The sequence below is a fragment of the Streptomyces sp. CNH189 genome (assembly GCF_000527195.1).
Map to the genome: position 1 here is coordinate 179,200 of NZ_AZUS01000001.1, position 15,254 is coordinate 194,453.

At 74.6% G+C, this 15,254-nt stretch carries 15 protein-coding genes and 1 riboswitch; of the genes, 7 read left to right on the plus strand and 8 right to left on the minus strand.

Translation table 11 applies throughout. The annotated features are described in order from the left end of the window. Nucleotides 1-105: 105 nt before the first annotated feature. From B100_RS0100790 to B100_RS0100800, 3 genes are all read right to left on the minus strand, one after another. Nucleotides 106-513, minus strand: a complete 408-nt coding sequence (locus tag B100_RS0100790) for a DUF3040 domain-containing protein (protein WP_024882569.1) — start codon at nt 511-513, stop codon at nt 106-108. 287 nt (nt 514-800) lie between these two features. After that, nucleotides 801-1,571 (minus strand): methyltransferase, encoded by a 771-nt coding sequence (locus B100_RS0100795; protein ID WP_024882570.1) that lies wholly within the window; start codon nt 1,569-1,571, stop codon nt 801-803. 134 nt (nt 1,572-1,705) lie between these two features. Continuing rightward, the gene (locus B100_RS0100800; protein ID WP_024882571.1) at nt 1,706-2,269 is read right to left on the minus strand and encodes an SAV_6107 family HEPN domain-containing protein; all 564 of its coding nucleotides are present in this window, start codon (nt 2,267-2,269) and stop codon (nt 1,706-1,708) included. A gap of 172 nt (nt 2,270-2,441) precedes the next feature. On the opposite strand from B100_RS0100800, the gene B100_RS0100805 reads away from it, so the two are divergent. The 4 genes from B100_RS0100805 to B100_RS0100820 all read left to right on the plus strand — a co-directional run bounded on the left by B100_RS0100805 (nt 2,442) and on the right by B100_RS0100820 (nt 8,009). Then, entirely contained in the window at nt 2,442-3,371 is a 930-nt protein-coding gene (locus B100_RS0100805; protein WP_024882572.1) for an ATP-binding cassette domain-containing protein, read from the plus strand. After that, entirely contained in the window at nt 3,343-5,427 is a 2,085-nt protein-coding gene (locus B100_RS0100810; protein WP_024882573.1) for a YhgE/Pip domain-containing protein, read from the plus strand. The genes B100_RS0100805 and B100_RS0100810 overlap by 29 nt, the downstream gene beginning before the upstream one ends. Nucleotides 5,428-5,462: 35 nt before the next feature. Next, entirely contained in the window at nt 5,463-6,092 is a 630-nt protein-coding gene (locus B100_RS0100815) for a TetR/AcrR family transcriptional regulator (RefSeq protein ID WP_024882574.1), read from the plus strand. 429 nt (nt 6,093-6,521) lie between these two features. Next, entirely contained in the window at nt 6,522-8,009 is a 1,488-nt protein-coding gene (locus B100_RS0100820; protein ID WP_037722357.1) for a phytoene desaturase family protein, read from the plus strand. Between the two features lie 81 nt (nt 8,010-8,090). On the opposite strand, the gene B100_RS0100825 is transcribed toward B100_RS0100820, so the two are convergent. From B100_RS0100825 to B100_RS0100845, 5 genes are all read right to left on the minus strand, one after another. After that, nucleotides 8,091-9,026 (minus strand): SCO2102 family sporulation regulator, encoded by a 936-nt coding sequence (locus tag B100_RS0100825; protein ID WP_024882576.1) that lies wholly within the window; start codon nt 9,024-9,026, stop codon nt 8,091-8,093. A gap of 56 nt (nt 9,027-9,082) precedes the next feature. Beyond that, on the minus strand, nt 9,083-10,006 hold the full coding sequence (metF, locus tag B100_RS0100830) for a methylenetetrahydrofolate reductase [NAD(P)H] (protein WP_024882577.1): 924 nt from the start codon (nt 10,004-10,006) through the stop codon (nt 9,083-9,085). A 127-nt stretch (nt 10,007-10,133) separates the two neighbouring features. Beyond that, nucleotides 10,134-10,793, minus strand: a complete 660-nt coding sequence (gene thiE / locus B100_RS0100835) for a thiamine phosphate synthase (RefSeq protein ID WP_024882578.1) — start codon at nt 10,791-10,793, stop codon at nt 10,134-10,136. 317 nt (nt 10,794-11,110) lie between these two features. Next, nucleotides 11,111-11,476: an Rv2175c family DNA-binding protein gene (locus B100_RS0100840; protein ID WP_024882579.1), complete on the minus strand. Its 366-nt coding sequence runs from the start codon at nt 11,474-11,476 to the stop codon at nt 11,111-11,113. Between the two features lie 87 nt (nt 11,477-11,563). Continuing rightward, a complete protein-coding gene (locus B100_RS0100845; protein ID WP_024882580.1) occupies nt 11,564-12,793 on the minus strand; it encodes an FAD-dependent oxidoreductase in 1,230 nt (409 codons plus the stop codon). A gap of 152 nt (nt 12,794-12,945) precedes the next feature. Next, nucleotides 12,946-13,057: riboswitch (TPP riboswitch) on the plus strand. Between B100_RS0100845 and thiO the strand changes: the two genes are divergently transcribed. The 3 genes from thiO (at nt 13,055) to B100_RS0100860 (ending at nt 15,236) form a co-directional block, all read left to right on the plus strand. Continuing rightward, nucleotides 13,055-14,221: a glycine oxidase ThiO gene (thiO, locus tag B100_RS0100850; protein ID WP_024882581.1), complete on the plus strand. Its 1,167-nt coding sequence runs from the start codon at nt 13,055-13,057 to the stop codon at nt 14,219-14,221. (Overlaps the previous riboswitch by 3 nt.) Then, the gene (gene thiS, locus B100_RS0100855) at nt 14,218-14,439 is read left to right on the plus strand and encodes a sulfur carrier protein ThiS (RefSeq protein ID WP_024882582.1); all 222 of its coding nucleotides are present in this window, start codon (nt 14,218-14,220) and stop codon (nt 14,437-14,439) included. Before thiO ends, thiS begins: the two co-directional genes overlap by 4 nt. 2 nt (nt 14,440-14,441) lie before the next feature. Continuing rightward, nucleotides 14,442-15,236 carry a thiazole synthase gene (locus B100_RS0100860; RefSeq protein ID WP_024882583.1) on the plus strand — a complete coding sequence of 265 codons (795 nt, stop codon included), beginning with the start codon at nt 14,442-14,444 and terminating at the stop codon, nt 15,234-15,236. Nucleotides 15,237-15,254: the final 18 nt, after the last annotated feature.

The window sequence follows — 15,254 nt, forward strand, 5'->3', positions numbered from 1 at the left end:
GGTGGCGCCGAGCGCTGGTGGGGTCGGGGCCCGTTGCGGGGGGACGTACGCCTCAGGGGGTGCCCACAAACGTGGGCACCCCCTGAGACAAAGCTTGCGAGGGTCTCAGCGACCGCCGTCCCCCTGCTCGTCACGCCGCCGCTGCCACCGCTCCTCGATGCGGTTCATCATCGAACGACGCTGTCTGCCCTGCCGGCCCGCCCGCGGAGCGGCAGTCGCACCGGCGGCCTGCTCACCCGGCTTGGGTGCCTTGCGCCAGCCGGTCACCGCGAGGACGGCGCACCCCAGCATCACGAGGAAGCCCACGACGCTGAGCCACACCTGCTGGGCGACCATACCGGCCATGAGGAGCGCAATACCTACGAGGAAGCCCGCGACCGCCTGGTAGACCCGTCGCCGGGTGTACGTACGCAGCCCGCTTCCCTCGAGCGCCGTCGCGAACTTGGGATCTTCGGCGTACAGCGCTCGCTCCATTTGCTCGAGCATGCGCTGCTCGTGCTCCGAGAGCGGCACGGAGTCCTCCTCATCGTGCAGTCGCCGGGGCGACCCGGGGGGTCCCTTCAGGATAGGCAGGGAATCGCCCCCGTGAAACCCGCCCCTCTGCGCCAATTGCCGACCGGTGTCCGCCATCACGTCCCGGTCCGCTGAGGCTGTCATTCCCCGGCGGCCGACCCGTCATGCCGGGCGGTCTCCTTCGATCATACGGCGCCAAGCCGCCATTCGGGGGGCCTGTGGCACAGTCCATGCGGCCCGGGGCCGCCGGACGCGTCGCTGATCAGCGCCGTGCCACGGACGACGTCTCACGCCTCGGCGGCCTCACGGGCCTCACCGAGCACATGAAGCTGCGTGGCCACGGAGTGGAACGCGTCGAGTTCGGCCGCGGCGGCCTCCAGCTTCAGCAGCGCCTCCAGGGCGCCGGGCTCGGTGTCGACGAGCACGCCGGGGACGAGGTCGGCGAAGACCCGCACGCCGTGCACGGCGCCGACCTCCACGCCCGCGCCGCGCACGAGCCCGGTGAGCTGGTCGGCGGTGAAGCGGCGCGGCACGGGGTCGCCGGTGCCCCATCGGCCGTTCGGGTCGTCGAGCGCCTGCCGGGCCTCCGTGAAGTGCCCGGCGAGGGCGCGGGCGAGCACCGCGCCGCCCAGGCCGGCGGCGAGCAGACTGAGGACGCCTCCGGGGCGCAGGGCGGCCACCGTGTTGCGCACACCCTCCGCCGGGTCGTCGACGTACTCCAGGACGCCGTGGCACAGCACGACGTCGTAGCCGCCGCGCTCCGCGACGTCGAAGAGACCGCGGGCGTCGCCCTGGACGCCGTGGACCCGGTCCGCGACGCCCTCCTCGGCGGCCCGGCGTTCGAGGGCGAACAGGGCGTTGGGGCTGGGGTCGACGACGGTGACCCGGTGGCCGAGCCGGGCGAGGGGCACGGCGAAGTTGCCGCTGCCGCCGCCGGTGTCGAGGACGTCCAGTGCCTGTCGTCCGGTGGCCTTGACCCGGCGTTCCAGGGCGTCCTGGAGGACGTCCCAGACAACGGCGGTACGGAGAGCGGCGCGGGGGCGCATCGGGTCCGACACGGTGGTGACTCCTCGGCGGGGCACCGCCTGGGGTGGGGCGGGGCGAGCGGATTTCAGGCGCTCTCCACCCTATGGCCTGGGGAGCGGCCGCCGGTCACCCGGTGGCCGCCTGCCCGGGGCGCCCCTCAGCCCGGTCAGCCCGCGTCGGGCAGGTCCCCGCGTGGGCCGGTGTCCGGGCCGTCCTGGTCGGGGCGGGGCTGGGGCAGCACCGGCTGGGGCACCAGCATCCGCTCCACCAGGCGGAGGAACATCGCCACGTCCCGGGTCAGGTCGTCGGCGTCCCGGACGGTGGCCGCGCCCTGGATGCCCGCCTCGGCCCGGGCCCGGCGCCGCGCCCCGGAGGCGAAGAGGGCGCTCCACTCGGTGAGTTCGGGCGCGATCTCGGGAAGCACCTCCCACGCACTTCGTATCTTGGCCCGCGCCCGGGGCGAGGTCTCGGGCCTGCCGCGGGCGGCGAGGACGGCGGCGGCCGTGCGCAGGGCGGCGAGGTGGGCCGTCGCGTAGCGCTCGTTGGGGGTGTCGAGGACGGCGGCCTCGTCGAGTCCGGCACGGGCCTGGGCGAGCAGGTCGAGAGCGGCGGGCGGGGCCGTGGCACGGCGCAGCACGGGGTGGATGTCGCTCGCCGGGCCGTTGTTCAGTGAGGGGGCAGGGCCGGCTGCGCGGCGCCGACGGGCGGCGGCTGCGGACGAGTGGGCCATGACGAACCTCCTGTCGTCTTCGTGACGGCACGCCATGAGGCGAGTGCCGTATGTGCACATCGTGCGGTATGGCACTGACAATCCGTTCTGACCTGCGACGTTGCCTCGTTCGCCCGTTCGAGCTAGCTTTTGCACTGACCAGTCAGTTCAAAAATCGTCCCAGGGGGAAGACGTGGACGATCCGAGCGGACTCGCCGTCACGGCCGACGGCCTCGGCCTGAGAGGACCAAGGGGCTGGGCGTTCCGCGACGTCTCGGTCGACGCGGAGCCCGGCGCGCTGATCGCGGTGGTGGGGCCGTCCGGCACCGGACGCACCTGCCTGCTGCTCGCGCTCACCGGGCGGATGCGGCCGACGGAGGGGCGGGCCGCCGTCGGCGGGCTGGAGCTGCCCCGGCGCATGGCCGCCGTACGGCGCCGCAGCGCCCTGGCGCACGTCGCCGGTGTGACCGACCTCGACCCGGCCCTCACCGTGGCCGAGCACCTGCGCGAACAGGAGCTGCTGCGCCGCCGCTTCGACGGCGCCCTCCCCCGGCCCCGGCAGCTGCTGCGCCCGCGCGGTGAGCGCCGGCGGGAGCGGCGCCGGCACATCGACGAGGCGCTGGCTGCCGCCGGGCTCGACCTCGCCGCCCTGCCCAAGGGCGGGCGGACCGCCGTACGGGATCTGGAGCGGGTGGAGGCGCTGCGGCTGTCGCTTGCGCTGGCGTCGCTGGGGCGGCCCCGGCTGCTCGGGGTGGACGACACCGATCTGAAGCTGTCGTCCGCCGAGCGGGAGGAGGTCTGGGCCCTGCTGCGGTCCGTCGCGGCCACCGGCGTCACCGTGCTGGCCGTGTGCAGCGAGCCTCCGGCCGACGCGGTGGTGGTCCGTACGGCCACCGCCCGTCCGGCTCCGGCCGGCCAGGCGGCCGAACCGGCTGAACCGGCCGCAACGGCAGATGACGGCGACGCGGAGGCCGAGGAGCCCGCCGCACCCGCGGAGCCCGCCGAACTCACCAGAACCGCCGAGTCCGCCGGCACCGGCCACCCCCACCAGGACCACGACCACCACGACCACGACGCGAAGGAGGCGGCGGCCGATGCGCTCGCCGAAACTGGCCGCTCTTGAGCTCCGGCGCTTCGGCCGGGGCACCCTGCCGCGCGCGGCCCTCGTCGCCCTGCTGGTGCTGCCGCTGCTCTACGGCGCCCTGTACCTGTGGTCGTTCTGGGACCCGTACAGCAGGCTGGACCGGATCCCGGTGGCCCTGGTCAACGAGGACGAGGGGGCGAGCGCGAACGGCAGGAGGATCGCCGCGGGTGACGACATCACCGAGGGCCTGCGCGACAGTTCCACCTTCGACTGGCGCGAGGTGAGCGAGGAGGAGGCACGGCGCGGCGTCGAGGACGGCACGTACTACCTGTCGCTGACCGTGCCCGCCGACTTCAGCCGCCGTATCGCCTCCAGCTCGGGCGACACCCCCGAGTCCGGCGCCCTGCGGGTGCACACCAACGACGCGAACAACTACATCGTCGGGCAGATCTCCCGGACGGTCTTCGGCGAGGTGCGCCGGGCGGCGTCCACGAAGACCTCGCGGTCCTTCCTGGACCAGATCTTCGTGTCGTTCTCCGACATCCACGGCGAGACGGTGAAGGCGGCGCAGGGCGCCGACAAGCTGAACGGGGGCATCGGGAAGGCCGAGAAGGGCTCGAAGGACCTCGTCGACGGCCTGAAGGACGCCCGCTCGGGCAGCGGCAAGCTGTCCCAGGGCCTGGAAGACCTGCACAAGGGCGCCGGCTCCCTGGAGGACGGCTCCGGGAAGGTCGCGGACGGCACGCGCCGGCTCGCCGAGAAGGTGGACGCGCTGAACGCCGAGGCGGGCCCGTTCCTGAAGGACAACGAGAAGGCCATCGGCGCGACGGCCCGCTTCGTCGCCGACTCGGCGGGACGGCTCCGCGACGACCTGGACGCGCTGGTGGAGCAGGCGCCGGCCGCCGCGAAGGACGCCCGCGAGGCGTCCGCGACCATGGACGCGCTGTACCGCGAGCGCTGCGAGGACGCCGACGAACCCGACCCCGCCTGCGCGGACCTGAAGAAGGCCCAGGAGGCGGTGGCCACCGCCTCGGACGTCGCAGCCGACGTCGGCGCGCTGGTCACCGGCCACCGGGCCGACCTGAAGAAGCTCGACGGGCAGCTCGCCACCCTGGAGAAGCAGGCGCGGGCGCTCGCGAGGCGCGCGCCGCACCTCTCCGAGGACCTGGAGGACGCCGTCGGCAAGATCAACACGTTGAACACCGGCGCCGGCAAGGTCGCCGCCGGGGCGAAGAAGCTGAACAAGGGGCTCGCCACCGCCGAGACCGGCGCCCGCAAGCTGGACAAGGGCGTCGGCGAGCTGAAGACGGGCGCGGACGACCTCAGCGGCGGACTCTTCAAGCTCGTCGACGGGTCCGAGGAGCTCGCCGGCGGCCTGCACGAGGGCGCCGACAGGATCCCCGACTACGACGAGCGGGACCGCGACGTACGCACCGGCGTGATGTCCGACCCGGTGCGGCTGGTCTCCAGCGACCTGCACAAGGCGCCCAACTACGGCACCGGTTTCGCCCCGTACTTCATCCCGCTGTCGCTGTGGGTGGGCGCGATGGTGGCATACATGCTGATCGCGCCGATGAACCGGCGGGCGCTCGCGGCGGGCGCCTCCGCCTGGCGGATCGCGCTGGCGGGCTGGCTGCCGGTGGTGGCGATCGGGGTGCTGCAGACGGTGGCGCTGATGTCGGTGCTGCACTGGGCGCTCGGGCTGCAGATGGCGCGGGCGGCCGGCACGGTGGGCTTCCTGTTCCTGGTGACGGCGTGCTTCGCGGCGATCGTGCAGTGGCTGAACGCGCGCTTCGGCGCGGCCGGCCGGATCCTGGTGCTCGCGCTGCTGATGCTCCAGCTGACCTCGGCGGGCGGCACGTACCCCGTGCAGACCAGTCCGGCGTTCTTCAACGCGCTGCACCCGTTCCTGCCGATGACGCATGTCGTGGAGGCGCTGCGGCGGCTCGTCACGGGCGGCGGCCTGGAACCGGTGTGGCTGGCCTGCGCCGTGCTGGCGGCCTTCACGGCCGGCGCGCTCGCGCTGACCGCGCTGTCGGCCCGCCGCAGGCAGGTGTGGACGCTCGACCGGCTGCACCCGGAGCTGAGCCTGTGAACCGGCCGGCCGGAGCTCCTGTGAGAATCAGGGCCATGGAACGCAGCAGCACCACGCCGGGCGGCAGCGCCCGCCGCGAGGCCACCCGGCAGAAGCTCTACGAGGCGGCCGTCACCCTCATCGCCGAGCAGGGGTTCTCCGCCACCACCGTGGACGAGATCGCCGAGCGGGCGGGCGTCGCGAAGGGCACCGTCTACTACAACTTCGCGAGCAAGTCCGTCCTCTTCGAGGAGCTGCTGCGGCACGGGGTCGGTCTGCTGACCGCCTCGCTGCGGGAGGCGGCCGAGCGCACGGCCCGGGAGGGGCGCGGGAAGGTCGACGCCCTGGACGCCATGATCCACGCGGGACTGGTGTTCATCGACCGGTACCCGGCGTTCACCCAGCTGTACGTGGCCGAGCTGTGGCGCACCAACCGGGCCTGGCAGTCCACGCTGATGGTGGTGCGGCAGCAGGCTGTCGCGGTGGTCGAGGGCGTGCTGCGCGAGGGGGTGGCGGCCGGTGAGTTCAGCGAGGAGATCGACGTCCCGCTGACGGCCGCTGCGCTGGTGGGCATGGTGCTGGTGGCGGCGCTGGACTGGAAGTCGTTCCAGCCGGAGCGCTCGCTGGACGACGTGCACGCGGCCCTGTCCCGGCTGCTGCAGGGGCGGGTCAGCGGCCGCGGCTGACGTCCGCCGCCAGATGTGAAGGCGCCGGTCCGGCGGTGGCCGCGTCCCCCGCGGGCCACCGGTCGGACCGGCGCCTCCTGCTTCCCCCCGTACGTCCCCCCGTGGAACCCCCGTTCACGGTCGTTCCCCCGGGTCCCCCCGTGCCTCGCTCCCGCCGGTGGTGCCGGCGGAAGGAGCGGATCGCGGGCCCGGCCCCCGTTCCGGCGCCCCGTGCCGCCGGTGCCGGGAGGCCGTGCCCCTCTCCGTGGTCCCCACTCTCCCGTTCCCGCAGATCCGGACCCATCCGCCGGCGTACTCATCTCGCCGGCTAGGTACGGGTACTCACCCCTGCGCACCCGGGCCCATCACGGCGTGCGTCCGGACGGTCACCCGACGGGGGTGCGGGTACTCGGGGACCGCCCCTGAGCAGGGGCGGATAAAGTCCCTGACATGGCACGGATTGCGGTGATCGGCGCCGGGATGGGCGCGCTGGCGGCCGCCGCCCGGCTGGCCGTCGCGGGCCACCGGGTGGCGGTGTACGAGCGGACGGAGACGTACGGCGGTGCGCTGCGCCGCCGGGAGCGGGACGGGTTCGCCTTCGACACCGGGCCGGGACTGCTGCCGCTGCCCGCCGTCTACCGGGACCTGTTCGTGAAGACCGGCCGGGAGCCGCTGGAGGAGTGCGTCGAGCTGGTGCAGGCCGACCCGTCGTCGCACCACGTCTTCGCGGACGGCACCCGGCTGTCCTTGCCGAACGCCTCCCGCGCGGGGGTGGTCTCCGCGATGGAGGAGGCGCTGGGCGCGGACGCGGCACGGCGCTGGGGCGACTTCCTGGTGCGGGCCCGCGAGGCCTGGGACCGGGCGCGCCGCCCGCTGCTGGAGGAGCCCCTGTGGCCCAACTGGGAGGTGCTGGCCGGGCGTGAGCCCTACCCGGCGGTCCCGCACCGCCGGCTGCTGCGCGCGCGCCGGGCGGCCACGCTGGCCGAGGTGGGCGACTGGGAGCTGCGCGACCCCCGGCTGCGAGCCCTGCTGGAGAGCCACGCCCTGGCGTTCGGCCTGGACCCCCGGCACACCCCGGCGAGCGCGGCGGTGCTGCCGTACATGGAGCACGCCTTCGGCACCTGGTACGTGCGCGGCGGCCTGCGGGAGCTGGCGCGGGCGGTGTACGAGCGGTGCGTGGCCCGCCGGGTGGAGTTCCACTTCGGCGCGGAGGTGACCGGGGTGCGGGAGAGGGACGGCCGGGCCGCGGGCGTGGAACTCGCCGACGGCACGGTGGCGGAGGCGGACCTGGTGGTGGCGGGCGTCGACGCGGGGGTGCTGGACCGGCTGTGCGGCACCCGGCTGCGCGGGGAGGGCGACGTGCCCGCCCGGCGGGGCGGGGCGAGCCGGGTGACGGTGCTGATGGCGCTGCGCGGCGGGCGTCCGTCGGGGACCCCGCACCGGACGGTCGTGCACACCCGGGACCGCGCGGCGGAGCTGGAGGCGCTGTCCGGCGCGGTCGGCCTGCCCGCGGAGCCCACGGTGGCGGTGCTGCGGCCGGACGACCCGGCCCTGGTCCCGGACAGCGGCCACGAGGCGGTGACGGTGACGGCGGTGGTGCCCGCCGGGGCGGCCGGTACCGAGGAGTACGCGGAGCGGATGGTCGCGGCGGCCGGGCGCGCGGTGCGGGACCTGCGGGACCGGCTGCTGTGGCACGAGGTGCGCACGCCCGCCGACGTCGCGCGGGAGACGGGCGCGGAGGGCGGAGCGGTGCCGGTGCCGGCGCTCGCCGCGGCGGACGGCCGCTTCCTGCACGCCGCCAACAGCACACGCCTGCCGGGGCTGTTCACGGTCGGCGGCTGGTCGCACCCCGGCGGCGGTCTGCCGCACGCCGGGATGTCGGGGGCCCTGGTGGCCGGACTCGTCGTCGAGGGGCCGGAGTTCCGCGGTTCGCAGTGAACCGGGGCCCGCGCGCACGCCGTTCGGGGTGACCGGGGGTCACCCCGAACGGGGTCGGCGGTCAGGTCGGCCGCCGGCCGCTCAGTAGCGGTACTGCTCGTCGTACCCGTTGCCGTGGGTGCCCTGCGCCTGTCCGTCGCCCTGGTACGGATACTGCTGCTGCTCCGGCGGGAGCTCCCCGCCGTAGGGGTCGTCGGTGCTGCGCTGCTGCGGCACCCACAGGCCGCCGGCCGGGGTCTCGCCGCCGTAGCCCGCCGCCGCGTACGGGTCCTGGGCCGCGTAGCCCTGCTGGGCGTACTGCTGCGGGTCCGTGTAGCCGGTGTCGTAGGTGCCTCCGCCGTACGTGGTGTTGCCGATGTACGGATCGGAGTAGGCGGCGTACTGCTGGCCCGTGGTGTCGTAGCCCTGCTGCTGGCCGTAACCGGAGTAGTCGTAGGCGTAGTTCTGGTCGGTGCCCTGGGCGGTCGCCGCGTACTGGTCCTGCGTCGCGTAGCCCTGGTCGCCGTAGACGCCGTAGGAACCGGTGTCGTCGGGCATCGGCTGCGGCTCGTAGACGGAGGTGGTCTCGGCGGCCTGCGGGCGGTCCGCCGCCGGCGTGAAGACGTCGTCGCGCTCGTAGTCGTCGTCGGCGCCGTAACCGGCGGGCTGCGGGCGGGAGTCGAACGCGTCGGCGTGGCCGGCGGACGTCTCCGGATCGCCGGCCTCCGGGCCCGGTTCGTCGTCACCGCCACGGCCGCGTCCGCCCTTGACGGCGGACAGCATCGGCGCGTTGACCGCCCAGCCGGACTGGAAGCCGCGGCGGAACGACAGCGTGACGTAGGTCTGTCCGACGGCGAAGGCCGCGGCGCCCAGCCCGATGACGACGACCGACGGGATCAGCACGCCGAACACGACGCCGAGGAACCCGGCGAAGGCGAGCAGCCTCCAGCGCAGGCGCGCCTTGTACTGCAGCAGCACCTCACCCAACAACCACAGCGCGACGATGCCGAACGCGATGTAGAGGACCGTCCAGCCCATGTACGCCCCTCTCCCAATGGTCGTTACGCAGTGTGTCGTATGTGCGTGCGACCGGTCTAGGCCTGCGGGGGGTGGTGCAGGCCCAGGTTCTCGTAGATTTCCAGCGTCGCCGTGGAGTTGTTGAGCGTGATGAAGTGCAGACCGGGCACTCCCTCGGCCAGCAGCCGCGCGCAGAACTCCGTGGCGAAGTCGATACCGATGGAGCGTACCGCCGCCGGATCGTCCTTCGCTGCGAGGATCCGCTCTTTGAGGGCGTCGGGGAACGCCGCATTACTGAGCTTTGGCAACCGTTCCAACATCTTCACGCTGGTCACGGGCATGACCTCGGGGATCACGGGGGTCTCGCAGCCCGCCGCGTCGACTCGGTCACGCAGCCGCAGGTACGACTCGGGCTGGAAGAACATCTGGGTGATCGCGTAGTCGGCGCCGGCCCGGCACTTGTCGACGAAGTGGGCGACGTCGGTGTCCCAGTCGGCCGACCGCGGGTGCATCTCGGGGAAGGCGGCGACGCCCACGCAGAAGTCGCCCGACTCCTTGATGAGTCGGACCAGTTCGGCCGCGTAGGTGAGACCCTCGGGGTGCGGCACCCAGTCGGCCATGGGGTCGCCGGGCGGGTCGCCGCGCACGGCGAGCATGTTGCGGATCCCGGCGTCGGCGTACTGGCCGATGATGTTGCGCAGCTGGGCGACGGAGTGGTCCACCGCGGTGAGGTGCGCGACCGGGGTGAGGGTGGTGTCGGCGGCGATCTGCTCGGTCGCCTTCACCGTGCCGGCGCGGGTGGAGCCGCCGGCACCGTAGGTGACGGAGACGAAGCTGGGCGCGACGGCCTCGACCCTGCGGAGCGCGTTCCACAGGTTGCGCTCGCCCTTCTCGGTCTTGGGGGCCCAGAACTCGAACGAGTACGTCGTCTTCCCGGCGGCGAGCATGTCGCGCACGGTGCGTGCGCGGTCCGTCCTGGTGGATGCGGTTCCGAGGGCCATACGGGCAGGTTAGCCACGGGGCGGCGGTCCCCCAACCAGAAGCGGGATATTTGTCTGATTTGCCGACTTGCTGTCCACAGTGTGGACAAACTTGAGACGCCATGGGCTCCCGCGCCGGCCGCGGGGGTCAGCCCGCGTCCGCGGCCTCCCGCACCCGGCGGGCCAGGGCGGAGGCCGCCGCTCCCGGGTCGTCGGCCTCGGTGAGGGCGCGGACCACGACCACCCTGCGGGCACCGGCGTCCAGCACCTGGTCGAGGTTGGCCAGATCGATCCCGCCGATGGCGAACCAGGGGCGGCCGGTGCCGAGCCCGGCGGCGTAGCGGACCAGGTCCAGGCCGGGGGCGTGGCGGCCGGGCTTGGTGGGGGTGGGCCAGCAGGGACCGGTGCAGAAGTAGTCAACGCCGGGCTGGACGGCGGCCGCGGCGGCCTCGGACTCCGCGTGGGTGGAGCGGCCGATCAGGACGTCGTCGCCGAGGAGCGCGCGGGCGGCGGGGACGGGCAGGTCGCCCTGGCCGAGGTGGAGCACGTCGGCGCGGGCGGCGTGGGCCACGTCGGCGCGGTCGTTGACCGCGAGCAGCGTGCCGTGCCGGGCGCAGGCGTCGGCGACGACCGCCAGGTGCTCCAGCTCCTCGGCGGCCTCCATGCCCTTGTCCCGCAGCTGCACGATGTCGACGCCGCCGGCGAGCACGGCGTCCAGGAACTCCGGGAGGTCCCCCTGCCGCTTGCGGGCGTCGGTGCACAGGTAGACACGGGCGTCGGCCAGCCGGGCGCGCACGGTGTCGGTCATGGGGTCCCCCCGAAACGGTCTCGACGGCACGGGTCGGCCCCGCGCATACCGGCAGCCCGGCCCACCACGACCCGACCCGCCGCCGGAACCCTATGCCGTCCCCTCGGCCACCAGCCCCCTCAGGGGGCGCGAGGAACTACGCGACCAGCCCCGAGGAACGCCTCACCCACAACCCCGCAGGAACAGCCCCCTCCAGGGGCGCGGGGAACTGCGCACCCAGCCACAGCGGACCCGCACGGCCCCGCGCCCACGGCGACCCGCCGACCAGGGCACCGGGCCCCGGCCGGCGGGAACGCCGACAGGCGGTGGGCAGGGGTTCAGACCGCGAGAGCCTGCGCCCGACGCTTCACCTCCGTGCCACGGTTCTCGCTCAGCGCCTGCGCGGGCGTGCCCGGCAGGCTGGGGTCGGGAGTGAACAGCCACTCCAGCATCTCTTCGACCGTGAAGCCGTCGTCCCGCAGGAGCGTCACGGTCCCGGTCAGGCCCTTGACGATCTTGTCCCCGTCGATGAAGGCGGCGGGGACGTGCAGTGCGCGGTTCTCACCCCGGCGTACGGCGATGAGCTGGCCGTCCTTCACCATCTGCCGGACACGCGTCACCTCGACGCCGAACTGTTCGGCGATGTCGGGAAGGGTGAGCCAGGCGGGGACGAGAGCATCGATCTTTGCGTCAATCTCGGTCACGGGACAAGCCTGCCACCTGCCACCGACAGTCGGAAGCCGACCCCGTCCGGCCGGGCGGGCGCGTCGTGCGAGGAGGCGCGCCCGGGGTCACGCCGTCGCCGACTTGAGCGGCCGCGACGGGTCCGCCACCCGCTCCGGGTCCATCGCGGCGCCCGCCTCGATCAGCCGGCGTCCCTGCGCCAGGTCCCGGGGCCGTCCCACCGCGAGCAGCGCGACCAGGCGGTCCCCGCGCAGCCAGCACACGCTCCACGCCGGGCCGGCCGGGTCCCCGCGCCACACCGTGCGGTCGGCGTCCGCGTGGTGGCCCGCGTACTGCACGAACCGGCCGAACTGCTCGGACCAGAAGTACGGCACCGGGTCGTACACCTCGCCGCCCCCGCCGACGATGTTCGCGGCGACCGTGCGGGGGCCCTGGAGGGCGTTGTCCCAGTGGTGGACCAGCAGGCGCTCGCCGTAGCGGCCGGACGGGAAGGACGCGCAGTCGCCGACGGCGTACACGTCGGGCAGGGAGGTCGCCAGGTGCTCGTCCGCGACGACCTCGCCGTGCGCGCCGAGGGCGATCCCGGAGCCGGTCAGCCAGGCCGTGGCGGGGCGGGCCCCCATGCCCACGACCACCGCGCCGGCGGGCAGCCGCGTGCCGTCGTCGAGGACCACGGCACCGGACTCGACGGCCCGTACGCGCGCGTGGGTGCGCAGCGTGACCCCGGCCTCGGCGTACCAGGCGGCCATCGGCGCGGCGACCTCGGCGGGCAGTGCCCCCACCAGCGGCCGCTCCTCGGCCTCCACGACGGTGACCGCGCAGTCGGCCTCGCGGGCCGCCGTGGCGAACTCCGCGCCGATCCAGCCGGCGCCGACCACCACGACGTCGTGCTGCGCGGCGAGCACCGGCCGCAGCCGTGCCGCGTCGTCCAGGGTGCGCAGCAGATGCACCCCGGGGACGCCCTCGGTGCCGGGCAGCCGGAGCGGTTCCGCGCCGGTGGCGAGCACCAGCACGTCGTACGGGACGGGCCCGGCCTCGGTGTCCAGTTCGTGGTCGCCGGGGCGCAGGCCCAGCACCTCGCAGCCCAGCCGCAGCGCGATGCCGAGGTCCTCGAAGTCGACGTCGAACGCGGAACTCTCGGCCGTGCCCAGCAGCACCGCCTTCGACAACGGCGGCCGGTCGTACGGCTGGTGGGGCTCGGCCCCGATCAGCGTCACCTCGCCGTCGAAGCCCTGCTCCCGCAGCGCGGCCGCGGTCCGCACGCCCGCCATGCCCGCGCCCGCCACCACGACCCGCCGCGGCGCGGCCCCTCCCGGTTCCTGCGTTTGCTCGCTCACCCGCTCACCATAGACACCCGCGCCCGCCGCACCGGACCCTCACCGCTCCCCTGCCGCACCGCCGCCGCCCCTCCCCCGCGGGGACCCCCGCCGCCCCTCCCGCGCGGGGTCTCTTACGGGCGCCGCGTGGTGCGGGCTAGGGTGGCCCGCGTACACGCACTCGCGGGAGCCCGGACGCACCGGGCTGAGAGGGAGGCTGGCGGCCTCCGACCGTACGAACCTGATCCGGGTCATGCCGGCGAAGGGAGGGGCTGGACGCCCATGTCGCCCACGCGTAGCGCAGACGTCCTCGTCGTCGGGGGCGGGATCATCGGTCTGGTCACGGCCTGGCGGGCCGCGCAGGCCGGACTCGCCACGGCCGTCGTGGACCCCGAGCCGGGCGGCGGCGCCGCCCGGGTGGCCGCCGGGATGCTGGCCGCCGTCACCGAGCTGCACCACGGCGAACAGACGCTGCTGGGCCTCAGCCTGGCCTCGGCGCGCCGCTACCCGGCCTTCGCCGCCGAGCTGACCGAGTACACCGGCCAGGACCTCGGCTACCGCCGCAGCGGCACCCTCGCCGTGGCGCTGGACGCCGACGACCGCGCGCATCTGCGCGAGCTGCACGCCCTGCACCAGCGCTCCGGCCTGGACTCGCAGTGGCTGTCCGGACGGGAGTGCCGCCGCCTGGAACCGATGCTCGCGCCGGGCGTGCGCGGCGGACTGCGGGTGGACGGCGACCACCAGATCGACCCCAGACGGCTGGCGTCCGCCCTCGTGGCCGCCTGCGAGCGGGCCGGTGTCACCCTCCACCACACGTGGGCCGAGCGGCTGGTCGTCGCCGGCGACCGGGCGCGCGGTGTCGTCACCGCGGCCGGTGACGAGCTGGGCGCGGGTCAGGTGGTGCTCGCCGCGGGCAGCTGGAGCGGCAGGCTGGCGGGCGTCCCGCAGGACGTGCTGCCCCCGGTGCGGCCGGTCAAGGGGCAGGTGCTGCGGCTGGCGATGCCCGACCGGCCCGAGCCCTTCCTGAGCCGCACCGTGCGGGCCGTGGTGCGCGGCAGCCACGTCTACCTGGTGCCACGTGAGAACGGCGAGCTGGTGATCGGCGCGACCAGCGAGGAGATGGGCTGGGACACCACCGTCACGGCGGGCGGCGTCTACGAGCTGCTGCGCGACGCCCATGAGCTGGTCCCCGGCATCACCGAGCTGCCGCTGACCGAGACGATCGCCGCTCTGCGCCCCGGCTCCCCCGACAACGCGCCGCTGCTCGGCCCGACGCGGCTCGCGGGGCTGCTGCTGGCCACCGGCCACCACCGCAACGGCGTCCTGCTGACGCCCGTCACCGGCGACGCCATGGCACGGGCGCTGACCACCGGCGACCTGCCTCAGGAGGCCCTTCCCTTCACGCCCCGGCGCTTCGGCGCCCCCGTCCTCGCGGAGCAGCCCGTATGACCACCCGGGTCACCACCGTCACCGTCACCGTCAACGGCGAGCCCCGCCGGTTCCCGCCCGGCACGGCCCTGGACCTCGTCGTCAGGTCGCTCACCGCCGCCCCCTCCGGGGTGGCCGCCGCCCTCAACGAAACCGTCGTCCCGCGCGCCCAGTGGCCCGCCACCCCCCTGACCGAAGGGGACCGGGTGGAGGTCCTCACCGCGGTCCAAGGAGGCTGACCATGGCCGACGATCCCTTCGTCCTCGGCGGCCGGACGTTGACGTCCCGCCTGATCATGGGGACCGGCGGGGCGCCGAGCCTCGACGTGCTGGAGCGGGCGCTGGTGGCGTCCGGGACGGAGCTGACGACCGTCGCCATGCGGCGGGTGGACCCCTCGGTGCACGGGTCCGTGCTGTCGGTGCTGCGGAAGCTGGGCATCGGGGTGCTGCCGAACACCGCCGGGTGCTTCACCGCCGGGGAGGCCGTGCTCACCGCGCGGCTGGCCCGGGAGGCGCTCGGCACGGACCTGGTGAAGCTGGAGGTCATCGCCGACGAGCGCACCCTGCTGCCGGACCCGGTCGAGACGCTGGACGCGGCGGAGACGCTGGTCGACGACGGCTTCACGGTCCTGCCGTACACCAACGACGACCCGGTGCTGGCACGGAAGCTGGAGGACGTGGGCTGTGCGGCGGTCATGCCGCTCGGCTCGCCGATCGGGTCGGGTCTGGGCATCCGCAACCCGCACAACTTCGAGCTGATCGTGGAGCGGGCCGGGGTGCCGGTGATCCTGGACGCCGGGGCGGGCACCGCCTCCGACGTGGCGCTGGCGATGGAGCTGGGCTGCGCGGGCGTGATGCTGGCGTCCGCCGTCACCCGCGCCCAGGAACCGGTGCTGATGGCGTCCGCGATGCGGGGCGCGGTGGAGGCGGGACGGCTCGCGCGGCGGGCGGGACGCATCCCCCGGCGGCACTTCGCGCGGGCCTCCTCCCCCGTCGGGGGCCGGGCCGCGCTGGACCCGGAGCGGCCCGCCTTCTGACCCCGCGTCCCGGCCCGC

Bases quoted from the DNA above. Each gene is read 5' to 3' on its own strand.
- B100_RS0100800 (WP_024882571.1), bottom strand. From the start codon at position 2,269: ATGGCCCACTCGTCCGCAGCCGCCGCCCGTCGGCGCCGCGCAGCCGGC.
- B100_RS0100810 (WP_024882573.1), top strand. From the start codon at position 3,343: ATGCGCTCGCCGAAACTGGCCGCTCTTGAGCTCCGGCGCTTCGGCCGG.
- B100_RS0100815 (WP_024882574.1), top strand. From the start codon at position 5,463: ATGGAACGCAGCAGCACCACGCCGGGCGGCAGCGCCCGCCGCGAGGCC.
- B100_RS0100820 (WP_037722357.1), top strand. From the start codon at position 6,522: ATGGCACGGATTGCGGTGATCGGCGCCGGGATGGGCGCGCTGGCGGCC.
- B100_RS0100825 (WP_024882576.1), bottom strand. From the start codon at position 9,026: ATGGGCTGGACGGTCCTCTACATCGCGTTCGGCATCGTCGCGCTGTGG.
- metF (WP_024882577.1), bottom strand. From the start codon at position 10,006: ATGGCCCTCGGAACCGCATCCACCAGGACGGACCGCGCACGCACCGTG.
- thiE (WP_024882578.1), bottom strand. From the start codon at position 10,793: ATGACCGACACCGTGCGCGCCCGGCTGGCCGACGCCCGTGTCTACCTG.
- thiO (WP_024882581.1), top strand. From the start codon at position 13,055: ATGTCGCCCACGCGTAGCGCAGACGTCCTCGTCGTCGGGGGCGGGATC.
- thiS (WP_024882582.1), top strand. From the start codon at position 14,218: ATGACCACCCGGGTCACCACCGTCACCGTCACCGTCAACGGCGAGCCC.
- B100_RS0100860 (WP_024882583.1), top strand. From the start codon at position 14,442: ATGGCCGACGATCCCTTCGTCCTCGGCGGCCGGACGTTGACGTCCCGC.